This window comes from Bartonella sp. HY328 (genome assembly GCF_025449335.1).
Taxonomy (GTDB): Bacteria; Pseudomonadota; Alphaproteobacteria; order Rhizobiales; family Rhizobiaceae; genus HY038.
In genome coordinates, this window is sequence record NZ_CP104883.1 from 2,092,614 (window position 1) to 2,114,963 (window position 22,350).

16 protein-coding genes are annotated in these 22,350 nt (G+C 40.4%); 9 read left to right on the forward strand and 7 right to left on the reverse strand.

The features are described 5' to 3' along the window. Positions 1-205: 205 nt before the first annotated feature. Positions 206-2,047, forward strand: coding sequence for an ABC transporter ATP-binding protein (locus N5852_RS08875; RefSeq protein WP_262097451.1), 1,842 nt, complete (start codon positions 206-208; stop codon positions 2,045-2,047). A 234-nt stretch (positions 2,048-2,281) separates the two neighbouring features. Here the strand turns inward: N5852_RS08875 and msrB are convergent, their stop codons facing one another. After that, complete coding sequence (gene msrB, locus N5852_RS08880; protein ID WP_262099734.1) at positions 2,282-2,689, reverse strand: peptide-methionine (R)-S-oxide reductase MsrB; 408 nt, start codon at positions 2,687-2,689, stop codon at positions 2,282-2,284. 377 nt (positions 2,690-3,066) lie between these two features. Here msrB and N5852_RS08885 point away from each other — a divergent pair, with 377 nt between their 5' ends. Next, on the forward strand, positions 3,067-3,507 hold the full coding sequence (locus tag N5852_RS08885) for a Ros/MucR family transcriptional regulator (protein ID WP_262097452.1): 441 nt from the start codon (positions 3,067-3,069) through the stop codon (positions 3,505-3,507). A 420-nt stretch (positions 3,508-3,927) separates the two neighbouring features. Here N5852_RS08885 and N5852_RS08890 read toward each other — a convergent pair whose 3' ends face one another. The 4 genes from N5852_RS08890 to N5852_RS08905 form a co-directional block, all read right to left on the reverse strand. Next, positions 3,928-5,331, reverse strand: a complete 1,404-nt coding sequence (locus N5852_RS08890; RefSeq protein WP_262097453.1) for a hypothetical protein — start codon at positions 5,329-5,331, stop codon at positions 3,928-3,930. A gap of 53 nt (positions 5,332-5,384) precedes the next feature. Next, on the reverse strand, positions 5,385-6,758 hold the full coding sequence (locus tag N5852_RS08895) for a hypothetical protein (RefSeq protein WP_262097454.1): 1,374 nt from the start codon (positions 6,756-6,758) through the stop codon (positions 5,385-5,387). A 239-nt stretch (positions 6,759-6,997) separates the two neighbouring features. After that, complete coding sequence (locus tag N5852_RS08900) at positions 6,998-8,266, reverse strand: CCA tRNA nucleotidyltransferase (RefSeq protein WP_262097455.1); 1,269 nt, start codon at positions 8,264-8,266, stop codon at positions 6,998-7,000. Next, positions 8,263-8,925: a CoA pyrophosphatase gene (locus N5852_RS08905; protein ID WP_262097456.1), complete on the reverse strand. Its 663-nt coding sequence runs from the start codon at positions 8,923-8,925 to the stop codon at positions 8,263-8,265. The genes N5852_RS08900 and N5852_RS08905 overlap by 4 nt, the downstream gene beginning before the upstream one ends. A 347-nt stretch (positions 8,926-9,272) precedes the next feature. On the opposite strand from N5852_RS08905, the gene N5852_RS08910 reads away from it, so the two are divergent. From N5852_RS08910 to N5852_RS08930, 5 genes are all read left to right on the forward strand, one after another. Next, a complete protein-coding gene (locus N5852_RS08910; RefSeq protein ID WP_262097457.1) occupies positions 9,273-10,301 on the forward strand; it encodes an AAA family ATPase in 1,029 nt (342 codons plus the stop codon). Further along, positions 10,301-11,215, forward strand: coding sequence for a DUF58 domain-containing protein (locus N5852_RS08915; RefSeq protein WP_262097458.1), 915 nt, complete (start codon positions 10,301-10,303; stop codon positions 11,213-11,215). The genes N5852_RS08910 and N5852_RS08915 overlap by 1 nt, the downstream gene beginning before the upstream one ends. Continuing rightward, positions 11,212-14,055 carry a DUF4159 domain-containing protein gene (locus N5852_RS08920; RefSeq protein WP_262097459.1) on the forward strand — a complete coding sequence of 948 codons (2,844 nt, stop codon included), beginning with the start codon at positions 11,212-11,214 and terminating at the stop codon, positions 14,053-14,055. The genes N5852_RS08915 and N5852_RS08920 overlap by 4 nt, the downstream gene beginning before the upstream one ends. Positions 14,056-14,065: 10 nt before the next feature. Next, the gene (locus N5852_RS08925) at positions 14,066-16,258 is read left to right on the forward strand and encodes a glutamine amidotransferase (RefSeq protein ID WP_262097460.1); all 2,193 of its coding nucleotides are present in this window, start codon (positions 14,066-14,068) and stop codon (positions 16,256-16,258) included. A gap of 667 nt (positions 16,259-16,925) precedes the next feature. Continuing rightward, positions 16,926-17,444 carry a lytic transglycosylase domain-containing protein gene (locus N5852_RS08930; protein WP_315973215.1) on the forward strand — a complete coding sequence of 173 codons (519 nt, stop codon included), beginning with the start codon at positions 16,926-16,928 and terminating at the stop codon, positions 17,442-17,444. Positions 17,445-17,638: 194 nt separating this feature from the next. On the opposite strand, the gene N5852_RS08935 is transcribed toward N5852_RS08930, so the two are convergent. Continuing rightward, on the reverse strand, positions 17,639-18,346 hold the full coding sequence (locus N5852_RS08935; RefSeq protein WP_262097461.1) for a metal-dependent hydrolase: 708 nt from the start codon (positions 18,344-18,346) through the stop codon (positions 17,639-17,641). 282 nt (positions 18,347-18,628) lie between these two features. Here N5852_RS08935 and ruvX point away from each other — a divergent pair, with 282 nt between their 5' ends. Together ruvX and N5852_RS08945 are read left to right on the forward strand one after the other, a co-directional pair. Next, on the forward strand, positions 18,629-19,093 hold the full coding sequence (gene ruvX / locus N5852_RS08940) for a Holliday junction resolvase RuvX (protein ID WP_262097462.1): 465 nt from the start codon (positions 18,629-18,631) through the stop codon (positions 19,091-19,093). 52 nt (positions 19,094-19,145) lie between these two features. Then, a complete protein-coding gene (locus N5852_RS08945) occupies positions 19,146-19,802 on the forward strand; it encodes an HAD family hydrolase (protein ID WP_262097463.1) in 657 nt (218 codons plus the stop codon). A 290-nt stretch (positions 19,803-20,092) separates the two neighbouring features. On the opposite strand, the gene rnr is transcribed toward N5852_RS08945, so the two are convergent. Next, entirely contained in the window at positions 20,093-22,339 is a 2,247-nt protein-coding gene (rnr, locus tag N5852_RS08950) for a ribonuclease R (RefSeq protein ID WP_262099735.1), read from the reverse strand. Positions 22,340-22,350 lie beyond the last annotated feature (11 nt).

Here is a 22,350-nt window from a genome sequence, read left to right on the forward strand (position 1 = left end):
GCCTAAAGGCCATATTGTTAAGTTTTTAAAACTCGGCTTGTTGTAATAAACGGCTTACGATATAATCATTTCAATTAATATGTTGATGGAATTTAGCCTTTAATGGCAATTTAAATTTCTTATATCCTTAGCACCTATCATTAAAAGCAGTGCAAGATTAATATTTATAACGGTAGTTTTTTGGGCCGTTAAAAGGAGATATTTCATGTTTGGATGGTTTGAACGCAGGCTTGATGCTTTTCCTGCCGATCCACCAACAATGCCACCACGCGGCCTTGTTGCATTTTGCATTCATTATACAAAGGGCGTTTGGGGGTGGCTTGCTGTAATGGCGGTGTTTACTGCCCTTATAGCGATAATGGAAGTTTCACTATTTGGATTTTTAGGCAATATTGTTAATTGGTTGTCATCAGAAAGCCCTCAAACATTTCTTACCAATCAATCAGGTAAGCTAGGTTTCATTGCTTTCATCGTATTGGTACTATTGCCCGTAACAGTTGGTATCCATTCCTTAATCTTGCATCAAACATTGCTTGGCAGTTATCCAATGCGTATTCGTTGGCTTATTCATCGCTATTTATTGGGCCAATCCATTAGTTATTTCCAAAATGAATTTTCTGGACGGATTTCGGCAAAGGTTATGCAAACAGCATTATCGGTGCGTGAAACCATCATGAAACTATTTGATGTCCTTAATTATGTTATCGTTTATTTTACCGGTACATTAATTTTAGCCGCAAGTGCGGATTGGCGGTTAATGTTGCCTTTTATTGGCTGGCTATTAACCTATATCGCAATTCTTAGTTTTTTTATTCCAAGGTTGCGACGCGCTTCAGAAGCACAGGCCGACGCGCGTTCATTAATGACGGGACGCGTCGTTGATACTTATACCAACATCGCCACAGTCAAACTATTTTCTCATGACCAGCGCGAAGAGGCTCATGCACGGGATGCTTTTGTTAGTTTTCAAGAAACTGTTCACAAACAAATGCGGCTTCTTTCACTGGTTTCTTTTGGAGTTTATGCCAGTAATTGCCTACTTCTTTTTGCCGTTGGCGCCTTAGGATTGTATCTTTGGCTGCATGCTGCGGTGATGGTTGGTGCTGTTGCGGTAGCAATTGGCCTTGTCTTGCGCCTTAATGGCATGGCACAATGGATTATGTGGGAAATGTCGGCATTATTTGAAAATATCGGCGTTGTTGCAGATGGTATTAATTCTATTGCTCGTCCGCGCCTTATTGAAGATAAACCTGATGCCAAGCCGCTTATTGTCACCAAGGGTGATATTCGTTTTGAAAATATTGGCTTTCATTATGGTAAGGGTAAAGGTGTTATCAGTAATTTGAACTTGAATATTCTACCGGGGCAAAAAGTTGGTATTGTTGGCCGTTCTGGTGCGGGAAAATCAACCCTTGTCAATTTATTGTTACGCTTTTTTGACGTTGAAGCAGGTCGCATTCTAATTGATGGGCAAAATATTGCCAATGTTACCCAAGAATCACTTAGAGCTAATATAGGAATGGTGACACAAGATACTGCATTGCTTCACCGCTCGTTACGCGAAAATATCATATATGGCCGTCCTGATGCTAGTCATGACGAGATAATAGCTGCGGTAAATGACGCAGAGGCTGCAGATTTTATCGACCAATTGCGCGATCATTCAGGCAATACAGGTTTTGATGCGCAAGTAGGTGAGCGTGGTGCCAGACTTTCAGGTGGCCAACGCCAACGCATAGCCATTGCAAGGGTTATGCTCAAAGATGCACCGATTCTTATTCTTGATGAAGCTACATCGGCTCTCGATTCCGAGGCTGAATTTGCTATTCAAGAAAATTTGATGAGGTTGATGGAAGGCAAAACTGTACTTGCAATTGCCCATCGTCTTTCAACAATTGCCGCGATGGATCGTCTTATTATCATGGAAAAGGGTGTCATCGTTGAAGACGGAACCCATGATGAGCTTTTAGAAAGAAACGGCATATATGCAAAGCTCTGGTCACGCCAAACCGGCGGCGTTTTGAGCTTAGATGAGGAGGATGAGTGACTTTATACGCGTTAATCATAACCACATCAGCTCCAAAAGTCCTAACTAAAACCTACAAGCAATAGCTAATTCATTAAGCATTAATTTTTTAAAAATTAAAATAAAAATAAAAAGTGATAGATTATTTAAATCTATCACTTTTTAAATTTAGAAAACCGCAAACAATACATTTTATATAAAAAAATAAGCATTAATATTTTAATATTGATGAATATATACTCAATAATAAATAATTTATACTATTTTATCATAACTTAACGCATAGCCGTTCATACAAAATCTAAGACCAGTAGGTTGCGGACCATCAGGAAAAACATGGCCTAAATGTGCATCACAATCAGCACAACGAATTTCAGTTCGTTCCATTCCATAGGAATGATCATCAACGCAAACCACAGCATCTTCGTTGATCGGCCGCATAAAACTTGGCCAACCTGTGCCTGACTCATACTTATCGGTTGAATTGTACAACGCATTACCGCAGCAAACACAACGGAATATTCCAGGAGTTGAGGTATCAAAATCTGGGCTAGAAAACGCGCGCTCTGTACCATGCTGGCGCGTTATTTGATATTGTATAGGAGTAAGCTGTTCTTGCCATTCCTCATCAGTTTTAATGACTTTTAATCGTGTATTATTCAAACTAATCACTTTTATTACCTGTTTTCGATTATTTATTATAAAATTAGAGTAACTCCAACACAATACAAGTGCTCAACTATTTAAAATTAAATTCAAAATTTTAAAATCAATTTTTTGCGATAAAAGCTTACATTTTTTTAATAAAAAATATCTGCTTATTTATCATATAAAATATATTGTAATATAATTGAAAGACCGATATCGTTTCCTATATAGAAAATAATAGAATTTAGATATCACCTCGATTGACAATTTTATATGTAATGGTATTAGCAACATAAATAGCTAAATCCTAGTCAAATAGATTTGTATAGGCTTTTTGATAAGCCATATTTTTTTATTTTGACTTGATAAAACAAGACCAAAAGGAACAACTTATGGAAAGCTCTGATAATAATGATACAGACCGGGCAATGTTGATTGCATTAACCGCTGATATCGTCGCCGCTTATGTAAGCAATAATGATTGCCAAGCAGCTGAACTACCAATGATCATCACCAATGTTCATGGTGCATTATCCAGTATTGATGCAACAAATACCGTCGAGGTGGTTGCTGAGAAACCAAAACCTGCTGTTAACCCCAAACGTTCAGTTGGTGAAGATTATATTATTTGCCTTGAAGATGGTAAAAAATTCAAGTCATTGAAACGCCATCTTATGACCCATTATGGCCTAACTCCAGAACAATATCGTGAAAAATGGGATCTAGATCCTAATTACCCAATGGTTGCTCCTAATTATGCTCAAGCACGTTCTGAACTTGCAAAAGAAATGGGCTTAGGTCGTAAGCGCAAAAAGCGGGTGGCCAAGCAATAATATAACTTCAACACCTGCGGGGGAGTTAAGTTATCTTAAAATAATTTGATAATTATAATATAGATTCTACCGTTCACAAGGTGACACTTAATATTTACACTTTATGTGACAAAATGGCGTTAATGTTTAAAAGAGTTATTTTACTCAATAAACATCGCCATTTTTTTTTGCGCTATTATTATTCATAATCACGTCTATCGAGATTTTAAAGTATATAGAACGTTTTTTAGAAATTTTCCCTTAGAGCGTTTTCCGAAAAGTGTGAAGCGGTTTTCGGACAAAAAACGCGGTGTAAACAAAGAATTAGAGCGCCGATCTGATCCAGTCAGATCGAAATGCGCTCTAAAATCTACTTGCTATGATGCGGACTGTTAATCTGCAAATATAAAAGGCGTTATGGTGAAGTATTTGTTATTTTATTTATGGATTTTCAGTTGCAAATAGTTTCTCAGCAATTATCAATTTGTCTTTATCTATATTCTTATCATAATTTGTGATCTCAAGATGGCATGCACCAGCTTTATCTTTTGTATAAAGATCAAAAGACAGATCATCACGGATAAATACATCGCGATTAGCAAAACGTGCCTTTCGATAATGATCATTGTCTTCCTTCAAATATTTCAGCATTGAAACGAACTGTGGTCCGCAGCTATAGGAAATAGTGGCGGCGTCTTCCGCTTTATCAAGCTCGACAATACCCATATCTTTTGGCAACCCATCTGGAAAATCTTGCATCACGCCCCAGCCTTTTGGTAATTTAAGCTGCTTTTTTGTTTGCGGATTAGTGTAAGTGGTAACAATATCTGGCGGATTATCCGGCAAAGTTGCAATAATTTGCTCTATTATATTGATACGCTGAGCAGCATTTGGATAATGTCCCTCATCTTCATAAACAGAGGATACTACCGTCCAAATCCTATTTTTGAGTGGAATAAGGTAATAAGTATCAAGGTGCGGACAGCAAAAACCTTTTACCATATACTGCCCTTTTAAAACCGATCGGCCAGCAACAGTCACGTTTTTATAAGCAACAATAGAGCTTCCATCAACTTTTTGCAAGGTGCTGGCGGTTAGCTGTGCGTCAAGATTTTCTGGTGTAACTTGGCGGCTTGAACCCAAAATTTCAACATCATCGCCATATATAACCAACAACCCATCATAATTTTTGCTGTGTTTTGAAGTTTTGATAAAAAACGGTTCCGATATCGATGTTTTTAGTCCTACACGTAAGCTTGTGGCATAGGCATTCCAATCACCTTTATTATGACCAGTTTGGCTAAGCTTAATTTTTTGCTCACTCCACGGAATCGTCAATTCAAAAGCTTCATCAGACTTAAGCGGTATCATGCTTGGCAAAATAACATCAAATAATGCGCGTAGTTGTGAATACTTAGCTCGTTTTGCGCAATCACTCAAACGTACACCCCATATTTGTCCACTAACATCCATATGAAATTCACAAGGCGCGGTTGGGCTATTATATGATTGGATTGGATGACCAGCAATAGTGCCATTTGGCTTAAAATCTATACTGTTATCGCTTGCTGGATCGTCATTATAAAAACTTTCATCGCCTTTAGTTAAATAAATGCGAATATCATTTTTATAGTCATCCAATACAATAAGATCACCATCAATGCCATTCCACTCAACATTAACATCAAGCGGCAATGATATAATCCGTCCCGTATAGGGATTTTGCCATAAGGCACCAGCTGCTTGCAAAGGTGCTATACTTAAACTCCACAATACTGCACAGATTATCCATTGTAAAAGCAAAGTGCATTTTAGCCCTTTGCCATGCTTTTTAAAATAAAGCATTGCGCCCCCCTCAAACTTGTTAGTCAATGCAAAAATGCACCAAACTATAAAATCTACCGCTTGCCCGTTGCAAATAGTTTTTCTGCAAGGTCGAGCTTTACCTTGTCATCATCAAAATCGCGGATCTCCAAATAACACGCGCCAAGTCTATCGCTTGTATAGACTGAAAGCTGAGAACCAATATTCATCCAGACAAGACGATTACCAAAATGCGTTTTTTTAAAGCTTTCTGCATATCCTTGAGCGTATTTTAAACCACGTTTAATTTTAGGTGCACAGCTATAAAGAATAGGAAAGGAGTGTTTAAATAGGTCTTCAATATTGCCTTCCCGCACAATGCCTAAATCAGTAGGCTTACCATTATCAAACTCTTGCAACACTACCCAGCCGTTTGGTAATTTAAGCTGCTTGTTTGTTTGCGGATTGGTGTAAGTGGTGACAATATCTGGCGGATTATCTGGCAAGCTTGCTATAATTTGCTCTATAATATCAATCCGCTTTGCAGCATTTGTAATTTGGTCGTCAAAAGCAACATAGGATGTTACCACCCAAATTCTATTTTTTAACGCAACCAAATAATAAAAAACATTCTTTCCCTCTGTCTTGGTGACGTGTCCTTTCCAAACGGTTCGACCGGATATGCTGGTTTTAATAAACTCATCAACAAAATCTCTTTCTTTAAACTGCTGCATTAGTGTAATTGATTGCTTGTCGAGATTTTTATCATTAACAGGATAATTGTTAACGCGAATGAGCACATTTTCGGAATAAATCACAAGGCTACTATCAAAGTTTTTAATATTGCCAACCTTGCCATAAGATGTTCCAAAAGCCTCCCTATTCGCAGATAAACCTTTATAAGTTGAAGTAGCTGACCAATCCCCCTCTCCTAAATCAATAATTTTGTCAGTCCATGGTAGTATTAATTTAAAACTATCACCTGCTTGACGTGGCTTCATAGTTTCTAAAATAATATCAAATAATTTACCTTCAATTGGATGCTTATAGCCCTTGGTGAGCGCAACCCCCCAGACGCGATCTCCCATATCGATAAAGAATAGTCTAGGATTTTTTTTATCGTCAAAGATTTGAACCGGATAGCCCTTTAATACTGCATTTGGTTCAAATATAATTGGTTCATCATCATCAAAATCTTGATAAAAAAAGTCTTCCATATCTGGGCCAAGGCTTATGCTTAAATCTTCGCTATCAAAAATAAAGATGATGTTAATGCCTTCGATGCCCTCTGCTTCAATACTTACATCTTCGGGAAACGTGCCAATACGCCCCGTTTTAGGGTTTTGCCAAGATACCGAAGCCGCATAAGCGCTACTTAAACCCAACAGCAAAATTGCCATATGGACTAATAATTTAATGCCAATAATTTTTAAATAATTATATTTTTTAATGCTTTGATTGTGTAACATCACATTTCCCCACCAACGTCATGATATTTTTTAAGCATACCCAATAATCAAACTGCGTCTCTTTATTTTTGCCAATTATTATAAAGTCATTGCCTATTCGCCTAAGCAATTTAATCTTGTTTTAATTTGCGTTTTAGCTTTTTCAACCATGTTAAAATACAGAAAATCCCTGATAATCGCGAAGCGATCATTCTTTGACACACTTCGCCATAAATATTTGATTTTTTATACAAAAATGCTTATTTAATATCCAAATCTTTTAATAATACGTCTCGTTTTGCTAAAAAGCCGCTATCAATCCAGTTTTGTTCCATTCCTTTAAGCAGTTGGCCTATTTTAACCCCCGGTTCAATGCCCAGCGCAATTAAATCTTCACCGCTTATTGGCATTTCTGGCACGGGCCAATTTTCAACCAAGTTAATCATGCGTCCATAATTAGCAGCCTCAATCAAAGCCGCCTCTCCCTTTGGATTATGGGCTTCATCAATGCCGCGGCTTCGTGCCTTAGCTTGCATTAATCGCAAATGATCAAGCACTGCTTGCGCACCATTTTGGTAAACCAGTTTTTTAATCAGCATATCAGCATCGCTAAATTTTGGCGCTGGTAATAACGCCCATTTTGACAAGCGTTTTTTTTCAATATTCGCAAGTTTTAGACGGTTACCTAGGGTAGAAACCCGTTCTGCATCAGGTGGAATAATTGCTTCTAAACGCAAAAATGGATCGACATCCCAACCAAAATGTTGCTCGCTGGCAATTAAGCCATGAATAAAATCAATGCCCCATTTTTCACTTTCTGGCAAAATAGCGGTTAAAATACCGGCTTGGCGCATCCATAATAAAGCGCGGCTTGGGTCTTTGGCGCTTAGCAATTTTTTAAGCTCTGCCCAGATACGTTCTGCCGATAATTTGTTTAAGCCATTTTTCAATCGTGCGGACGCTTTTAAGCCCTCAGCATCGGGACGGCCTTTACCATAAAAGGCAAAAAAGCGAAAAAACCGCAAAATACGCAAATAGTCTTCTTTGATGCGGTCTTCCGCATTGCCGATAAAGCGTAATGTTGAGGTTTCAATATCAGCAAGCCCACCGACATCATCATAAATTACACCTTCATGGTCACAATAAAGCGCATTAATGGTAAAATCACGCCGTTGCGCATCAATCTGCCAATCCTTACCAAAAACCACACTTGGATGACGGCCGTCACTTGTCACATCTTGACGTAAGGTTGTAACCTCAAATGGGTGATGATCCACCACCACGGTAATCGTGCCAAAACCTTCGCCCGTTGGCACGGCATGAAAACCAGCTTGTTGTGCAAGGCGCGTTGTTGCATCTGGCAAATGGGTGGTGGCAATATCTATATCATTAATTGGCTTGCCCATTAAAGCATTACGCACAGCACCGCCAACAATACGTGCCTCACCATTTTGACTACCTAAAACTTTCAGCAGTTTTTGTAGTCTTTCATCAAAAAGCCAATTTGCTTTGTCTTTAGTTAATTTCACGCATAAAGCCTTTCATAAAGATGCACAATCATACCAGCCGTTGCGCCCCATATAACATAGTCTTGATAATAAAGTGCGTACCAAGAGCGCTGTTTACCATCAATCTCTTTATGCATTTTTTGATGATTTTTAGGATCCATCAAAAAAGCCATTGGCACTTCAAATATTTTTTCAACTTCAGTAGGATTAGCGATAAAATCTTGCTGTTTTTGTAATGCTGCAACAATCGGAGCAATTTTATAACCTGTGCCAGTAAAATAACTTGGCAATTTTCCTAAAATAGCAACATTATCATCATGCAAAGCTATTTCTTCGCGCGCTTCACGCAAAGCCGCATCAATATCATTCTTATCGCTAGAATCAACACGCCCACCGGGGAAAGAAATCTGCCCTGAATGATTGCGCAATTTTGAAGAACGCTCAGTAAATAGGATTTTTGCACCGTCAATATGATCAATTACGGTGATTAACACCGCTGCTTTTTTCCAAGTTGGGGCATGATAATCAATAGGTTCAGCTTTATTGGCAGCACCCATAAGATGATAAGAAATGGAAAGATCACTGTTAAAATTTGCAGCGTCATCATGGGTATGAGCATTGAATTGCTCTTTTTTATAAAAACGTGTGGTAAAATCAGCTAATGAAAAATCATTACTCATTTGCATTCCTTCATTACAACCCCATTTGCATTCTTTTATTGCAATAAGCGACAGAATTTGCAGCATCTCACATATTTTCAACCACCAAGCCATTGATATTTTTATTAGTTTATTGGTCTTACGTCACAAATAATTGCAGCAATATCGTTTATTTAGCAGTTGACTGAGGTGATTTTAGATATTTTAGTGCAAAGATTTTACATAATTTGGGCAAGAAGTCATGAAATAGTCATTGTTGACGTTTTTTCAATGGATTATTTATCAAAAGCCAATAAAGTCACTTTGAACATAATACAATAATGATGCTATTGCAAAAAGCACGATATTCACTTGGTATTGAGGACGACATGAACCAGACAATAGAAGACAATAATAAACAAGCTACAAGCGAAGCTTCAACCAATGAGGATATTATTGCAAAAGCGGATGCCGTTCATGACGAATTGAAAAAAATTCGCAAGTCTATTGGCAACGTGATTTTTGGCCAAGAACAAATTGTCGAGCTTGCGCTTACTGCCGTTCTGGCTGGTGGCCATGCTTTGCTTGTTGGTGTCCCCGGCCTTGCTAAAACGCGTCTTGTTGAAACTTTGGGACGGGTGCTTGGCTTAGATGAAAAGCGCATCCAATTTACTCCCGATCTTATGCCATCGGATATTATCGGTTCTGAAGTAATGGAAGAAGGCGACGATGGTCGGCGTAATTTTCGCTATATTCAAGGACCAATTTTTGCACAATTGCTAATGGCCGACGAAATCAACCGTGCTTCACCACGCACCCAATCAGCACTATTGCAAGCCATGCAAGAATATCATGTCACCGTTGCAGGTAGCCGCTATGACTTGCCGCGTCCTTTCCATGTGCTTGCAACCCAAAACCCACTTGAGCAAGAGGGAACCTATCCACTTCCGGAAGCACAGCTTGACCGCTTTTTAATGCAAATCAATATCCATTATCCGGACCTTGATACCGAACGGCGCATTTTGATTGAAACAACCGGCATTAATGATACCAAGGCGGAAGCGGTTATCACATCGCATCGTTTGATTGAAATGCAAAAAATCATTCGCCAAATGCCAGTAAGTGAACAAGTTATTGATGCAATTTTAAAACTTGTACGCTCTGCCCGTCCTGATAGCGATAATGCAATTGCCCAAAAATATATTTCGTGGGGACCCGGGCCACGCGCCGCGCAAGCCTTGTCCTTATGCGTGCGGGCACGAGCTCTATATCAAGGCCGGCTTGCCCCCTCAATTGAAGATGTCTATGCTTTGGCCGAGCCTGTTTTACAGCACCGCATGGCGCTTAATTTTACAGCGCGGGCTGAAAATATTCCCGTATCGCGCATTATTGCTGATTTGGTAAAGGCACAAAGCTAATGGCCATCGGCGCGCTTACTCCACCAATTAAGGTAAACTCCCTTCTTGCAAATGCTGGAAAGGATGCCCGCCAAATCAGCGCGCTGGTTCTTCATGCCCGCAAAATTGCGATGAGCATTTTGGGCGGTTGGCATGGCAAACGCAAACAAGGAAGTGGCGATAATTTTTGGCAGTTTCGCCCCTATGATAGCGGTGAATCTGCAAGCCGCATTGATTGGCGCCGTTCTGCCCGCGATAATACGCTTTATATTCGTGACCGCGAATGGGAGGCGGCGCAAACAGTATTTTTATGGCCAGATCAAAGCCCCTCCATGCAGTATAAATCAAAATATTGCGAACATTCAAAAGAAGAACGCGCTTTACTGCTAACTCTTATTTTAGGTGAAGTTTTTGCGCAAAATGGTGAGCGTATTGCCATACCATCTATTTTACCGCCTATTTCAGCACGTAACGGGGCAGAGCGCATGGCAATAAGCCTTGTTAATCATCAGCCCGCAGCGAATAGCATGGATTTGTCAGTATTAAGCCGCTATAGCCATCTTATTATCGCCAGCGATTTTTTAGATGATATGAGCGTTTTGGAACAACGCTTTACCAAGCTTGCAGAGCTTAATATCCGCGTTCACCTCATTCAAATATCAGACCCAAGCGAAGAGGTTTTTCCGTATCAAGGCCATGTGTTATTTCAAGACCCTGAAAGCGGATTTGAACTTGATGCAGGACGCGCGCAAATATATCAACAAGATTATTGTCAGCTTTTTGCCGCAAGACGCGCTCACTTAAAAGATATTTGCCGCCATTATGGTTGGGGTTTTTGCTTAAGCCTTACCGATGAGCCAGTCACCAAAACCTTAAGCGCCTTAAATATTGCCATGAATGCCGATCTTGGCTTTCGGCGAGGACATATTGCATGATACCACTTAGCTTTGGCACCCCTCTTATTTTAATAAGCCTTGTTGTGCTGCCAGCAATCTGGTGGCTATTACGCATGACTCCGCCCCGCCCGCAACGAGAAGTTTTTCCACCGCTTCGTATTTTAGCAAGCCTTATTAAGAAAGATCAAACCCCCACTAAGTCACCATGGTGGTTGGTTTTATTACGCCTTGCCATTGCCGCACTTATTATTATCGCCTTGGCGCAGCCTACATGGCGCGAAGACAGGCAACTTGTTCAAAATAAAGGCGCACTTGCCTTGCTGATTGATAATAGCTGGCCATCAGCCAACAATTGGCAAAACCATAAACTCACCGCACGCAAATTGATCGAAGAAGCCAATAATCATAATTTGCCAATTTATATTTTAGCGAGCAGCGAGCCACAAAATAGTGAAACCGGTCCATTTACTGGCAGTGAAGCTTTGAGCCGGCTTGACGCTATAAAACCAATGCCCCTTGCTGCCGACCGCATGCAACTGGTTGAAAGGCTAAAAAATATTGGTCAAAACAATTCAAATTTACAAACAGATTTACAAATTACCTATCTGACCGATAGTTTAAGTGAAAAAAGTGATAAAGCTAGTTTTGATCAGATCCAGCAAATTCCCCATAGTATTTTTCAAATATTTAGTAATGACAAAGCAAATTGGATTGGCTTAACCAGTGTTAATAATCAAAGCGATAAAATGATTATTAACGCCATTCGCAGTGATGAGGGCAAAATGGAAAATATTCCACTTTCAGCCTTTGATAGTGATGGTCGCAAAATTGGTGAAGCACAATTGCATTTTGATCGTTCTGCGACAAACGGTCAGGCAGAAATAACCACGCCGCTTGAAATTCGCAACGATATAGCTTGGCTACGCCTTGATGATAAAGCCTATGCTAGCGCAACTTTAGCGGTGGATGCATCAAATAAAAGACGGCGCATTGCCATGCTTGCGCCTTTAACCAGCGAATTGCCACAACCCTTATTATCGCCGCTTTATTATACTGCCAAAGCTTTAGCGCCTTATGGCGATATGATTTATAGCACAAAAGGCGATATTGACGAAAATATCAAAACATTATTAGCATCAAAACCAGCAATGCTAGTAATTGGTGACATTGCCAACATACCGCCACAAAGTGAAGAAGCCATTACGCGCTTTATCCATGATGGCGGCACATTGCTGCGCTTTGCTGGCCCTAATTTAGCGGCGGCAGAAAGCAATGATGGTCTTTTACCAGTAAAGTTAAGACGCGGCGAGCGCAATCTTGGCGGTGTGATGAGTTGGGCCAAGCCGCAAAACATTGCTCCCTTTGCAGCCGATAGCCCATTTGCAACCCTTACGCCACCACAAGATATTGAAATAGCGCGGCAAATATTGCCTGAACCATCTGTTGATCTTCGGGATAAAAGCTGGGTCAACCTTGCCGATGGAACGCCACTGGTGACAGCGCAAACACGTGGCGCTGGGCGTATTATTTTCGTCCATACTTCTGCCGGTCCAGAATGGTCCAACTTACCATTAAGTGGATTTTTTGTCGATTTACTACGCCAATTTGTGGCTCTTAGCCATCAACCGGTTAGCGTTAATGATGGGGAAAGCAGCACGAAAGCACTTACACCATGGCGCATATTCAATGCTGAAGGCTTTCCGCAAGCGCCATCGCCAAGTGATAAGCCTATCAGTCTTAACGGCAAAACGCCAATCACTGCCAGTCTGGATCACCTACCTGGTCTTTATGGGCAGCAAGACGCACTTTACGCACTTAATTTATTAACCAGTGACAGTCACTTAAAACGAATAGAGCTGCCAAAAGGCGAAAAAATTGCCCATAATAGCTATGACGAAAATGATACAATATCTTTAATTGGCATTATGTGGGGGCTGGCTTTCTTATTGTTTATTATTGATAGTATTATCATGCTCATTTTAGGTGGCTTAAATTTCAAAAATTTAAAGCGCAGTAATCTTTCACCTTTAATCATATTAATGGTGCTTTTCTGTGGCTTTACATTAAGTGTGACTGGCCCCGATTTGGCGCAAGCGCAAGCAGCAAATGCTGACGTTAGCACCACCCAAAGCGAAGCAGATCTTGTCATGCGCGCTGGTAAAACCCATCTTGCTTACGTTAAAACCGGAGATGATGCCATTGATGCAACCAGCAAAGCAGGGTTAGAGGCTTTAAACCAATTTATTGTGCAAAGAACCACCATTGAACCTGGGCAAGTTATTGAACTTGATCTTGATAAGGATGAGCTTGCTTTTTATCCACTTATCTATTGGCCGATTGATGCCTCAACCAATATGCCAAGCCAAAAAGCGATTGGCAAGATAGATGCTTTCATGCATCAAGGCGGTACAGTCTTATTTGATACACGAGATGAAATTACTTCAAATCTTAATCTTGACGGCTCACCATCAGCCAATACCAATCGTTTGAGAGAAATTTTGGCAGGGCTTAATGTTCCACCATTGGAGCCACAACCTCAAAACCATGTAATTGGCCGTTCTTATTATATTATGCCAGATTTTCCAGGCCGATATCGCGGTTCGCAATTATGGCTTGAAGCAACCCAAAACAATGGTGAAAACCGGCCAGTCAATGCTGGTGATGGCGTTAGCTCAATTTTAATAACCGCAAATGATTTTGCCGGTGCCTGGGCGCATAATGGCAAGGGTGACTGGCAATATCGGCTTGTTCCTGATGATAATATGCAACGTGTATGGGCTTTTCGCGGTGGTTTAAACATTGTTATGTATGTGCTTTCTGGCAATTATAAATCCGACCAAGTTCATGTGCCTGAAATTTTAAAACGCCTCGGCCAGTAGGAAAAAGACAATGCAATATTCTATTGAATTTGAACCACTACTGCCAATAATGCTTGTTTATATATTAATTGCCATTAGTTTTTTAGTGGTAATCATCACCATTATTTCGCGCAAACGCGGCTCGTTTTTGCGCCTTATCATGGCGGCTTTATTTAGCCTTGCTTTAATGAATCCAGTCTTTTTACAAGAGCAGCGTGAACCAACCAAAGCGGTAGTTGCAATTATTGTTGATAAAAGCCAAAGCCAAAAAATGGATAAGCGCGAGCAAGAAACTTTAGATACGCTTGAAAATGTCAAAACCGCATTAAATGCATATCCGCAATTTGAAACACGCATTATCGAAGCTGGCAATCCATCAACCAATGATGATGGCACAGCCACACGGCTTTTTGGGCCACTTGAAAAAGCCCTTGCGGATGTTCCTCCTGCCCGCCAAGGAGGTGCAATATTCATTACCGATGGGCAGGTGCATGATATTCCTGATTTTTCAGCCTCGCAATCGAATAGCCAGACTCATAATGGCGCCAATAGCCAATTGAACATTCATGCACCGATTAACGCGCTGATTACCGGAAATAGTGAAGAATATGATCGCCGTATCCGCTTTATAAAAGCGCCGCGTTTTGGCATTTCCAATCGTGAGGTAGAATTATCCATGCAAGTGGATGATGCGGGAAAAATTGCTGGACACTCCAAAACCGCAGATGTCACCATAAAGGTCAATGGCGAAACATTATCAAAACAAATCGTTGAAATTGGCAAAGAAACCAGCTTTTCAATCACTCTGCCCCATGCCGGCAATAATATTATTGAATTATCCACCCCAGCATCAAGCGATGAAGTGACCGACATTAATAATCATGCAGCGATTTTGATTGATGGTGTGCGTGAAAATCTAAAAGTTTTGCTGATTTCTGGCGAGCCACATAATGGCTTACGCACATGGCGCGATTTGTTAAAAAGCGACACCAGTGTTGATCTTGTGCATTTTACTATTTTAAGACCACCGGAAAAACAAGACAATACACCTATGAACCAGCTTTCCTTGATTGAGTTTCCAACAAGGGAATTATTTGTTGAAAAGATTAATGATTTTGATTTGGTCATTTTTGACCGCTATCAACATTATGACGTATTGCCGCTCATTTATTATGATTATTTGGCCAATTATGTAAAACAAGGCGGCGCCTTGCTTATGGCAACTGGGCCAGAATTTACTGGCGAGAACTCACTTGCCCGCACACCCTTATTTAGCATATTACCAGCCCTTCCCAATGATATGATTGAGGAAGAAGCCTTTTTGCCAAGCCTTACCGATCTTGGGCATAAGCATCCCATTACCCGTGGTCTTGAAGGCAGTACTGTTAATCCCCCCAAATGGGGGCGTTGGCTACGGCAAATTGACGTTGTGCCCAACCAAAATGCACAAATATTAATGAATGGCGTTAAAGATAAACCGCTTTTCCTTGTTGCCCATGAAGATAAGGGGCGCGTTGCCATGCTGCTTTCTGACCAAGGTTGGCTATGGGCGCGCGGTTATGAGGGGGGCGGTCCTTATGCTAGCCTTTATCGGCGCACAGCGCACTGGTTGATGAAAGAACCAGAGCTTGAAGAAGAAGCACTTTTTGCAACCAGTAAAGGCAATGATATTCACATTCGCCGCCAAAGCATGAAAGATAATGTTGGCAAAGTGCAAATAACCTTGCCATCGGGCAAAACCCAAGAGCTAACCTTGCAAGCAACGCATGATAATAGCACTGAGAATAACAAAGCTAATCAAGACAGTAAAAACCAAGGTAATACAAGTAAGAGTAATGGCGTATTTACTGGGGATTATCGCAGCGAGGAAATTGGACTTGTTCATATAAAAAATGATGAGTTTGAAACGCTGGCCTTGGTTGGCCCGATTAATGCACCTGAATTTGGCGATCTTATTTCAACAAGCCAAGTTTTACAGCCAATTGCAGATGCTACTAATGGCGCCGTAATAAGGTTAAAAGACACCCAAAACGCTAACTTGAAAAAACCAAACATCGAAATTTTAAAAGATAATGCCAAGCCGCTTAAAAATACCATTCACTTGCGTGAAAGTAGCGATAGTAAGCTGATTAGTGTTGCAAGCTATCCACTTTATACTGGATTATTAGCCTTGCTAATCAGCCTATTGATTATAAGCGGCATGTGGTACCGCGAGGGTCGTTAATTCTATCAAGAGTAATGATCGATTAACCTAAAAGCCTTGGCTTATAGCTAAAGAACCTCTTCATCGCAGGCATTGCAATGAAGAGGTTTTTTATTGAGCACATTTTCCAAAAGCTACAAGTTAAAATCTTCCAGCCATTCACCTTGAATTTTTGACAATAGAATCAACATTATTGCTGTCTTATTGGGCGGTATATTGCAAATATCATTTTGCACTAAATACTACTATACTTGTTCCATATTGGTAATAAATCATAAAATGAACTTAATATAATCACTTTGCAGTCCTTCTTTGGCTTATTTTATCTATCATAAAGTAATCAATAAAATGATTAGCCGGTTGAGCAAGTGCTCACACAAATGAAAGACCGCCATTTAGAAAACCTTAAACTAAAAAAATTTTTTGCCCAAAGAACCGATTAAAAACCGCAATTGTCGCATTTTTAACAGATGTAACTTGCATAGTTTTTTAATTGATAAATTTTTTGCAAGCATATTTGGGAATAGAAATTTTCGATATTCCCACGGAACCAATTCATATCATAGGCGTTCAACACACTCAAACTATAATATAGTTTGAAATAATTTTGTGCGTGCATTGTTTAACTCCATTGAAAAATAGCAAATTATTAAAAATTTGCAATATAAGTAAGAAGATTACAAACAACATGAAAATAATAAGCTTTATAACTTTATTGATTACTTTTTTTGCGGCCTCCTTCCAAATCGCAAATGCTGTCCCCAAAATTGATAAAAAAATCGAGCGCTCTCAAAAGCTTGATAAAAGCAAAGCGCAAAACGATGGCGAAAGTCGCCCTTATGAAGATATTATTAAAAAACATGCAGCCGCCAATAATGTGCCGGTGGATATGGCCCATGCAGTGGTTAAAACCGAAAGCAATTATAATAAAAATGCTCGCGGACGCGCTGGCGAAATTGGTCTTATGCAAATTAAATTATCAACCGCGCGCAGCCTTGGTTATCGTGGCTCTGCAAAGGCTCTTTATGCCCCCCAAACCAATATTGAATATGGAATGAAATATCTTGGCCTTGCCCACCAATTAAGTGGCGGCAATATGTGCGATACAATTTTAAAATATAATGCCGGACACGCGGCCAAACGTATGAATCCAGTTTCTGCCCGCTATTGCAGCAAGGTTAAATCTTATCTGGCCTCATTAAACTAAATTATTTGTCGTCAACTACAATTAAACCAATATAAGACAGAATTTTTTCGTGTCACGCATAATTATGCATGACACGAATATGCTAAGGCCGATATTAGAACGTTTTTCGAAAAGTGGGAAGCGGTTTTCGGGCAAAAACGCGGATTAACTATGGATTAGAGCGCTGATCTGATCCAATCAGATTGAAATGCGCTCTAATGAAACTCTAAAGCATCACCAACTATTGCTTCAACAACCTTGGTGTTTGAACCTTCTAAGCCTGCAATAAATTTATCTGCCGTTTGGTCAAGCAATGGGAAAGTACCATAATGGCAAGGAATTGCAGTTTTAAGATTTAAATAGCGTTGGCAAGCAAGGGCTGCGACTGCGCCGCCCATTGTGAAACAATCGCCAATTGGCACGATACCAATTTCTGGCGCATGTAATTCGTCAATTAACTTCATATCAGAAAAAATATCGGTATCACCCATATGATATAGAGTTGGCGCATTTTCAAAATGGAAAACCAACCCATTTGGATTACCAAGGGCAAAAGACTGGCCATTTTCGTTCATCATAGCCGATGAATGAAGCGCATTAACAAAAGTAACACTATAACCATCATGATGCTGCGTACCACCAGTATTGCCTGGACAAATTTTGGCAACACCCTGTGCGCTTAACCAATCCCCCAAATCAGCATTGGCAGTAACAGGTATATTTTTTTCAATAGCAATCCTAACCGTATCACCAACATGGTCGCTATGGCCATGGGTTAAAGCAATGTGGGTGACGCCATCGGTTATTTTCGCTAAATCAAGCGCAGCTGCTTTTGGATTTCCAGTTAAAAACGGATCAATCAAAATAATAGCAGAGCCTACTTCAATGCGAAATGCCGCATGTCCAAGCCAAATAATCTTCATAAAAATCTCTCCTATCGGTCTATCTATGGCTACCAAGCCAAGCAGCTGTTAATATTTACTAAGGTCTAGATAAGCCAAATGGCACAGAAATTACAAATAAATTTATAATGAATTTAAATATAGCTTTTTTAAAAAGTTAAAGCACGGCGATATCGTCCTAACTGCCCACTAACGATTTGAATATTTTTATAATTTATGCAAATGATATCCAATTGATTTTGCCTATTCAAAATTAAAAATCGACGTATGTAATTAAGCCCTCCATAGAATAAGGAAACCGTAATGACGGTGATTACCATTGAAGACGCCCCCCAATATCTAGTTGATGGTCAAAGCATTATTGGCCTTGATCTTGGCACTAAAACAATTGGCCTTGCGGTTTCTGATATTGGTTTAAGCTTTGCCAATCCGCGTCCGGTTTTAAAACGCAGTAAATTTACCAAGGATGCGCAGGATTTACTTAGAGTATTAGAACAAGAAAATATTTGCATTATGGTTATTGGCTTGCCGCTTAATATGGACGGCTCTAGTGGCCCAAGAGTACAGGCAACTCGTGCCTTTGTGCGCAATATGGAAAAACTCACCACTATACCATTTATCTATTGGGATGAACGACTATCAACAGTTGCGGCAGAACGCAGCTTGATTGATATGGATGTATCACGGGCCAAGCGATCCGAGCGCATTGATTCTGCTGCTGCCAGCTTCATTTTGCAGGGCGCGCTTGACCGGCTTGCCAATTTATAATTCCAAATCATCTAAAGTTATTTTTTGCAAAAACGCCAAAGAGGACGATAAAATGCATCTTATTATATTTGACTGCGATGGAGTGTTGATTGATAGCGAAACCATTTCAGCGCAGGGCTATTGTAATGTTTATGCCCGCTATGGACAAACAATCGAGCCAAAGGATTTTTATCCTTTTATTGGCATGAAACAACTGGATATTATAAAAACCTTGCGCGGTAAGGAAGGTGGCACAATTCCATTAAGTGCTGATGATGAATTATCAGAAGAAGTGCTGCGCCTGCTTGAAGAAAACGTCAAAGCAACTCCTCATATTGTACCATTTTTGCAAAACCTTGCTAAGCCCTATTGTGTTGCATCGTCATCTGCAATGCCACGCATACGCTTATCTTTGACTACAGCAGGATTAATTGATTTTTTTGAACCGCATCTTTTTTCATCCTCCATGGTAAAACATGGAAAGCCAGCGCCTGATCTCTTTTTACTTGCCGCAGAAAAAATGGGAGCGCAAGCACAACAATGCTTGGTCTTTGAAGATTCAATTGCCGGAGTTACCGCCGCCGTTGCTGCCAATATGACTGCCATTGGTTATATAGGCGCGAGACATATGCCCGAAGGTCATGAACAGCGCCTAATTGAAGCTGGCGCAACAAAAATAATTGCCGATTGGAGCGAGGCTGATGCAATTATAAAAGAATATAGGGTATAAAAGCATTTAGAGGATAATTTATAAATTGTTCTTCAATTTTCGTAAGCAATTTTAAAAATAGGTAAAAACAAATAAAATCAATAACTTGAATGAAATTCATCATTCAGTTAAAAAATTACTATAAAAACCATGCAAACCAATGTTACCTATAATATCAGTATATTAGCAATAATTCCTTAACCATAATATAAAGCTACAACACCAATCATTAGATAGCCTATAACGTGTTGTAGCCTATTTTTGTCATTGCTATAACTTAACAGATATGCAACCGAACTTTGCTCAAAAAATTAACGACGGCGGCGGCCCCGTTGTGGCTTTTGTGCCATATTACGGTTTCTTTTGCCTGTTTTATGATGAGAAAGCATTGAGAACGGTAATTCTTGCGGTTTGCTCAACATCTCAAAACGTAAAGCACCCGCAACTGGCAAGGCTTCAACCAAACGCACAGACACAACGTCCCCCATTTGGAAACCTTTTTGGCTGCGCTCTCCAACCAAAGCATGACGGGCTTCATCATGAAGATAATATTCAGCGCCAAGCGTTGAAATTGGTATAAAGCCATCAGCACCATAAGGATCAAGCTGGACAAATAAACCTGACTTGGTCACACCGGTGATACGGCCTGAAAATTCAGCATTAATTTTATCGGCAAGATAATGCGCTATCAAGCGGTCGGTTGTTTCACGTTCGGCTGCCATAGCACGGCGTTCTGTTTGCGAAATTTGCGCGGAGATTTCGCCAAGCTGCTCTTCCTCACGATCAGTCAAACCATCATTACCAAGCTTTAACGCCTTGATAAGCGCGCGATGCACAATCAAATCCGCATAGCGGCGAATAGGTGAGGTAAAATGCGCATAATTATGTAGCGTTAAACCAAAATGGCCAATATTATCTGGACTATATTCAGCCTGAGCTTGCGAACGCAAGACGACTTGATTAACCAAGTCCTGCTGTTCACTGCCCTTTACCTTACTCAAAATAGCATTAAACTTAGATGGTGTAAGATCTGCACCGCGAGCAAGCGGCAAGCCAATTGTTGCCAAAAATTCCCGCAAGGTTTCTTGCTTAGCAAGTGATGGCTGGTCATGAATTCGGAAAATTAATGATTGACCTTTGCTTTTCAAAGTTTCTGCAGCGGCGACATTGGCGGCTATCATACATTCTTCAATTAAGCGATGCGCATCAAGACGCAAGGGAATATAAACATCTTTAACGCGCCCCTCTTCATCAAGAAGTAGCTTCTTTTCTGGTAAATCAAGATCCAATGGCTCACGCTTGTCACGCGCTTTTTTAAGGCTGTCATAGGCCTTCCAAAGCGGCTTCAAAATTGTATCAATAATCGGTGCCGTTTTTTCATCCAACACCCCGTCAATTGCTTTTTGCGCTTGTTGATAGCTTAACTTTGCATGGGAGCGAATCATTACCCGATGGAAACTATGGCTTAGCTTGTGACCATCCTTATTATAGACCATACGCACGCTTATTGCTGGACGCTCTTCACCCTCACGCAGCGAGCAAAGATTATTGGAAATCCTCTCTGGCAGCATAGGCACAACACGATCGGGAAAATAAACAGAATTACCGCGTTTTAATGCTTCCCTATCCATTACCGAATTAGGACGGATATAGGTGGAAACATCGGCAATAGCCACCATAACAATGTGACCATGTGCATTGGCCTCATTGCTGTCTGGCTCAGCATAAACTGCATCATCATGATCTTTAGCATCATGGGGATCAATCGTAACAAATGGAATATCGCGCCAATCTTCACGCCCTGCGCCATCTTTACAATCAGCCATAACCACTGGCTTCACATTATCAGATTCCTGCAAAACCTCTTCAGGAAAAATATGCGGTATGGAATGAGCATAAATCGCAATCATTGAAAGTGCTTTTTCACTTTCAATACTACCCACCACTTGCCGCACCATGCCACGTTTTAAACCATAGCGGCTATCACGACCTAATGTCACTTCAACGAGATCATTTTCCTTGGCATTTTCCAATGATTGCGGATCAATAAGAACAGGATCTTGCTTGCGATCAACCGGCTCCAACCGCCATTCGCCTTTTATCTCGCGCAACACGCCAAGAATGGTGTTATTTTTCTTGTCCACTTTACGAATAAGGCGCCCTGTATAGGCAGGGCCTTTTTCTTTAGATGGAAAAACTTTAGCGGTGATACGATCACCAACGCCAATTGCAGGACCACCGGCGACTTTACCGGCGCGCAATAAAACAATCGGCGGCTCATCATCATGCCAATCGACAGGTCGACCAAGTAATGAACCATCTTTATCACGACCAAAAATATCCAGTACTGCAACCGGCGGTAAACTACCCTTAGAATGAATAGTTTTACGCCGCTTTTCAATAATCCCATCATCAGCTAAACTGCGTAAAAGATTTTTCAGCCAAATACGGCCTTCACTTTTTAAACCAAAGGCTTTGGCAATTTCACGCTTACCATTATTTCCGGGATTATCGGAAATAAATTGCACTACCTCGTCACGGCTTGGTAAATGAACCATTGCCTTATTAG

Bases quoted from the DNA above. Each gene is read 5' to 3' on its own strand.
- N5852_RS08875 (WP_262097451.1), top strand. From the start codon at position 206: ATGTTTGGATGGTTTGAACGCAGGCTTGATGCTTTTCCTGCCGATCCA.
- N5852_RS08885 (WP_262097452.1), top strand. From the start codon at position 3,067: ATGGAAAGCTCTGATAATAATGATACAGACCGGGCAATGTTGATTGCA.
- N5852_RS08890 (WP_262097453.1), bottom strand. From the start codon at position 5,331: ATGCTTTATTTTAAAAAGCATGGCAAAGGGCTAAAATGCACTTTGCTT.
- N5852_RS08895 (WP_262097454.1), bottom strand. From the start codon at position 6,758: ATGTTACACAATCAAAGCATTAAAAAATATAATTATTTAAAAATTATT.
- N5852_RS08905 (WP_262097456.1), bottom strand. From the start codon at position 8,925: ATGAGTAATGATTTTTCATTAGCTGATTTTACCACACGTTTTTATAAA.
- N5852_RS08910 (WP_262097457.1), top strand. From the start codon at position 9,273: ATGAACCAGACAATAGAAGACAATAATAAACAAGCTACAAGCGAAGCT.
- N5852_RS08915 (WP_262097458.1), top strand. From the start codon at position 10,301: ATGGCCATCGGCGCGCTTACTCCACCAATTAAGGTAAACTCCCTTCTT.
- N5852_RS08920 (WP_262097459.1), top strand. From the start codon at position 11,212: ATGATACCACTTAGCTTTGGCACCCCTCTTATTTTAATAAGCCTTGTT.
- N5852_RS08925 (WP_262097460.1), top strand. From the start codon at position 14,066: ATGCAATATTCTATTGAATTTGAACCACTACTGCCAATAATGCTTGTT.
- N5852_RS08930 (WP_315973215.1), top strand. From the start codon at position 16,926: ATGAAAATAATAAGCTTTATAACTTTATTGATTACTTTTTTTGCGGCC.
- N5852_RS08935 (WP_262097461.1), bottom strand. From the start codon at position 18,346: ATGAAGATTATTTGGCTTGGACATGCGGCATTTCGCATTGAAGTAGGC.
- ruvX (WP_262097462.1), top strand. From the start codon at position 18,629: ATGACGGTGATTACCATTGAAGACGCCCCCCAATATCTAGTTGATGGT.
- N5852_RS08945 (WP_262097463.1), top strand. From the start codon at position 19,146: ATGCATCTTATTATATTTGACTGCGATGGAGTGTTGATTGATAGCGAA.
- rnr (WP_262099735.1), bottom strand. From the start codon at position 22,339: ATGGTTCATTTACCAAGCCGTGACGAGGTAGTGCAATTTATTTCCGAT.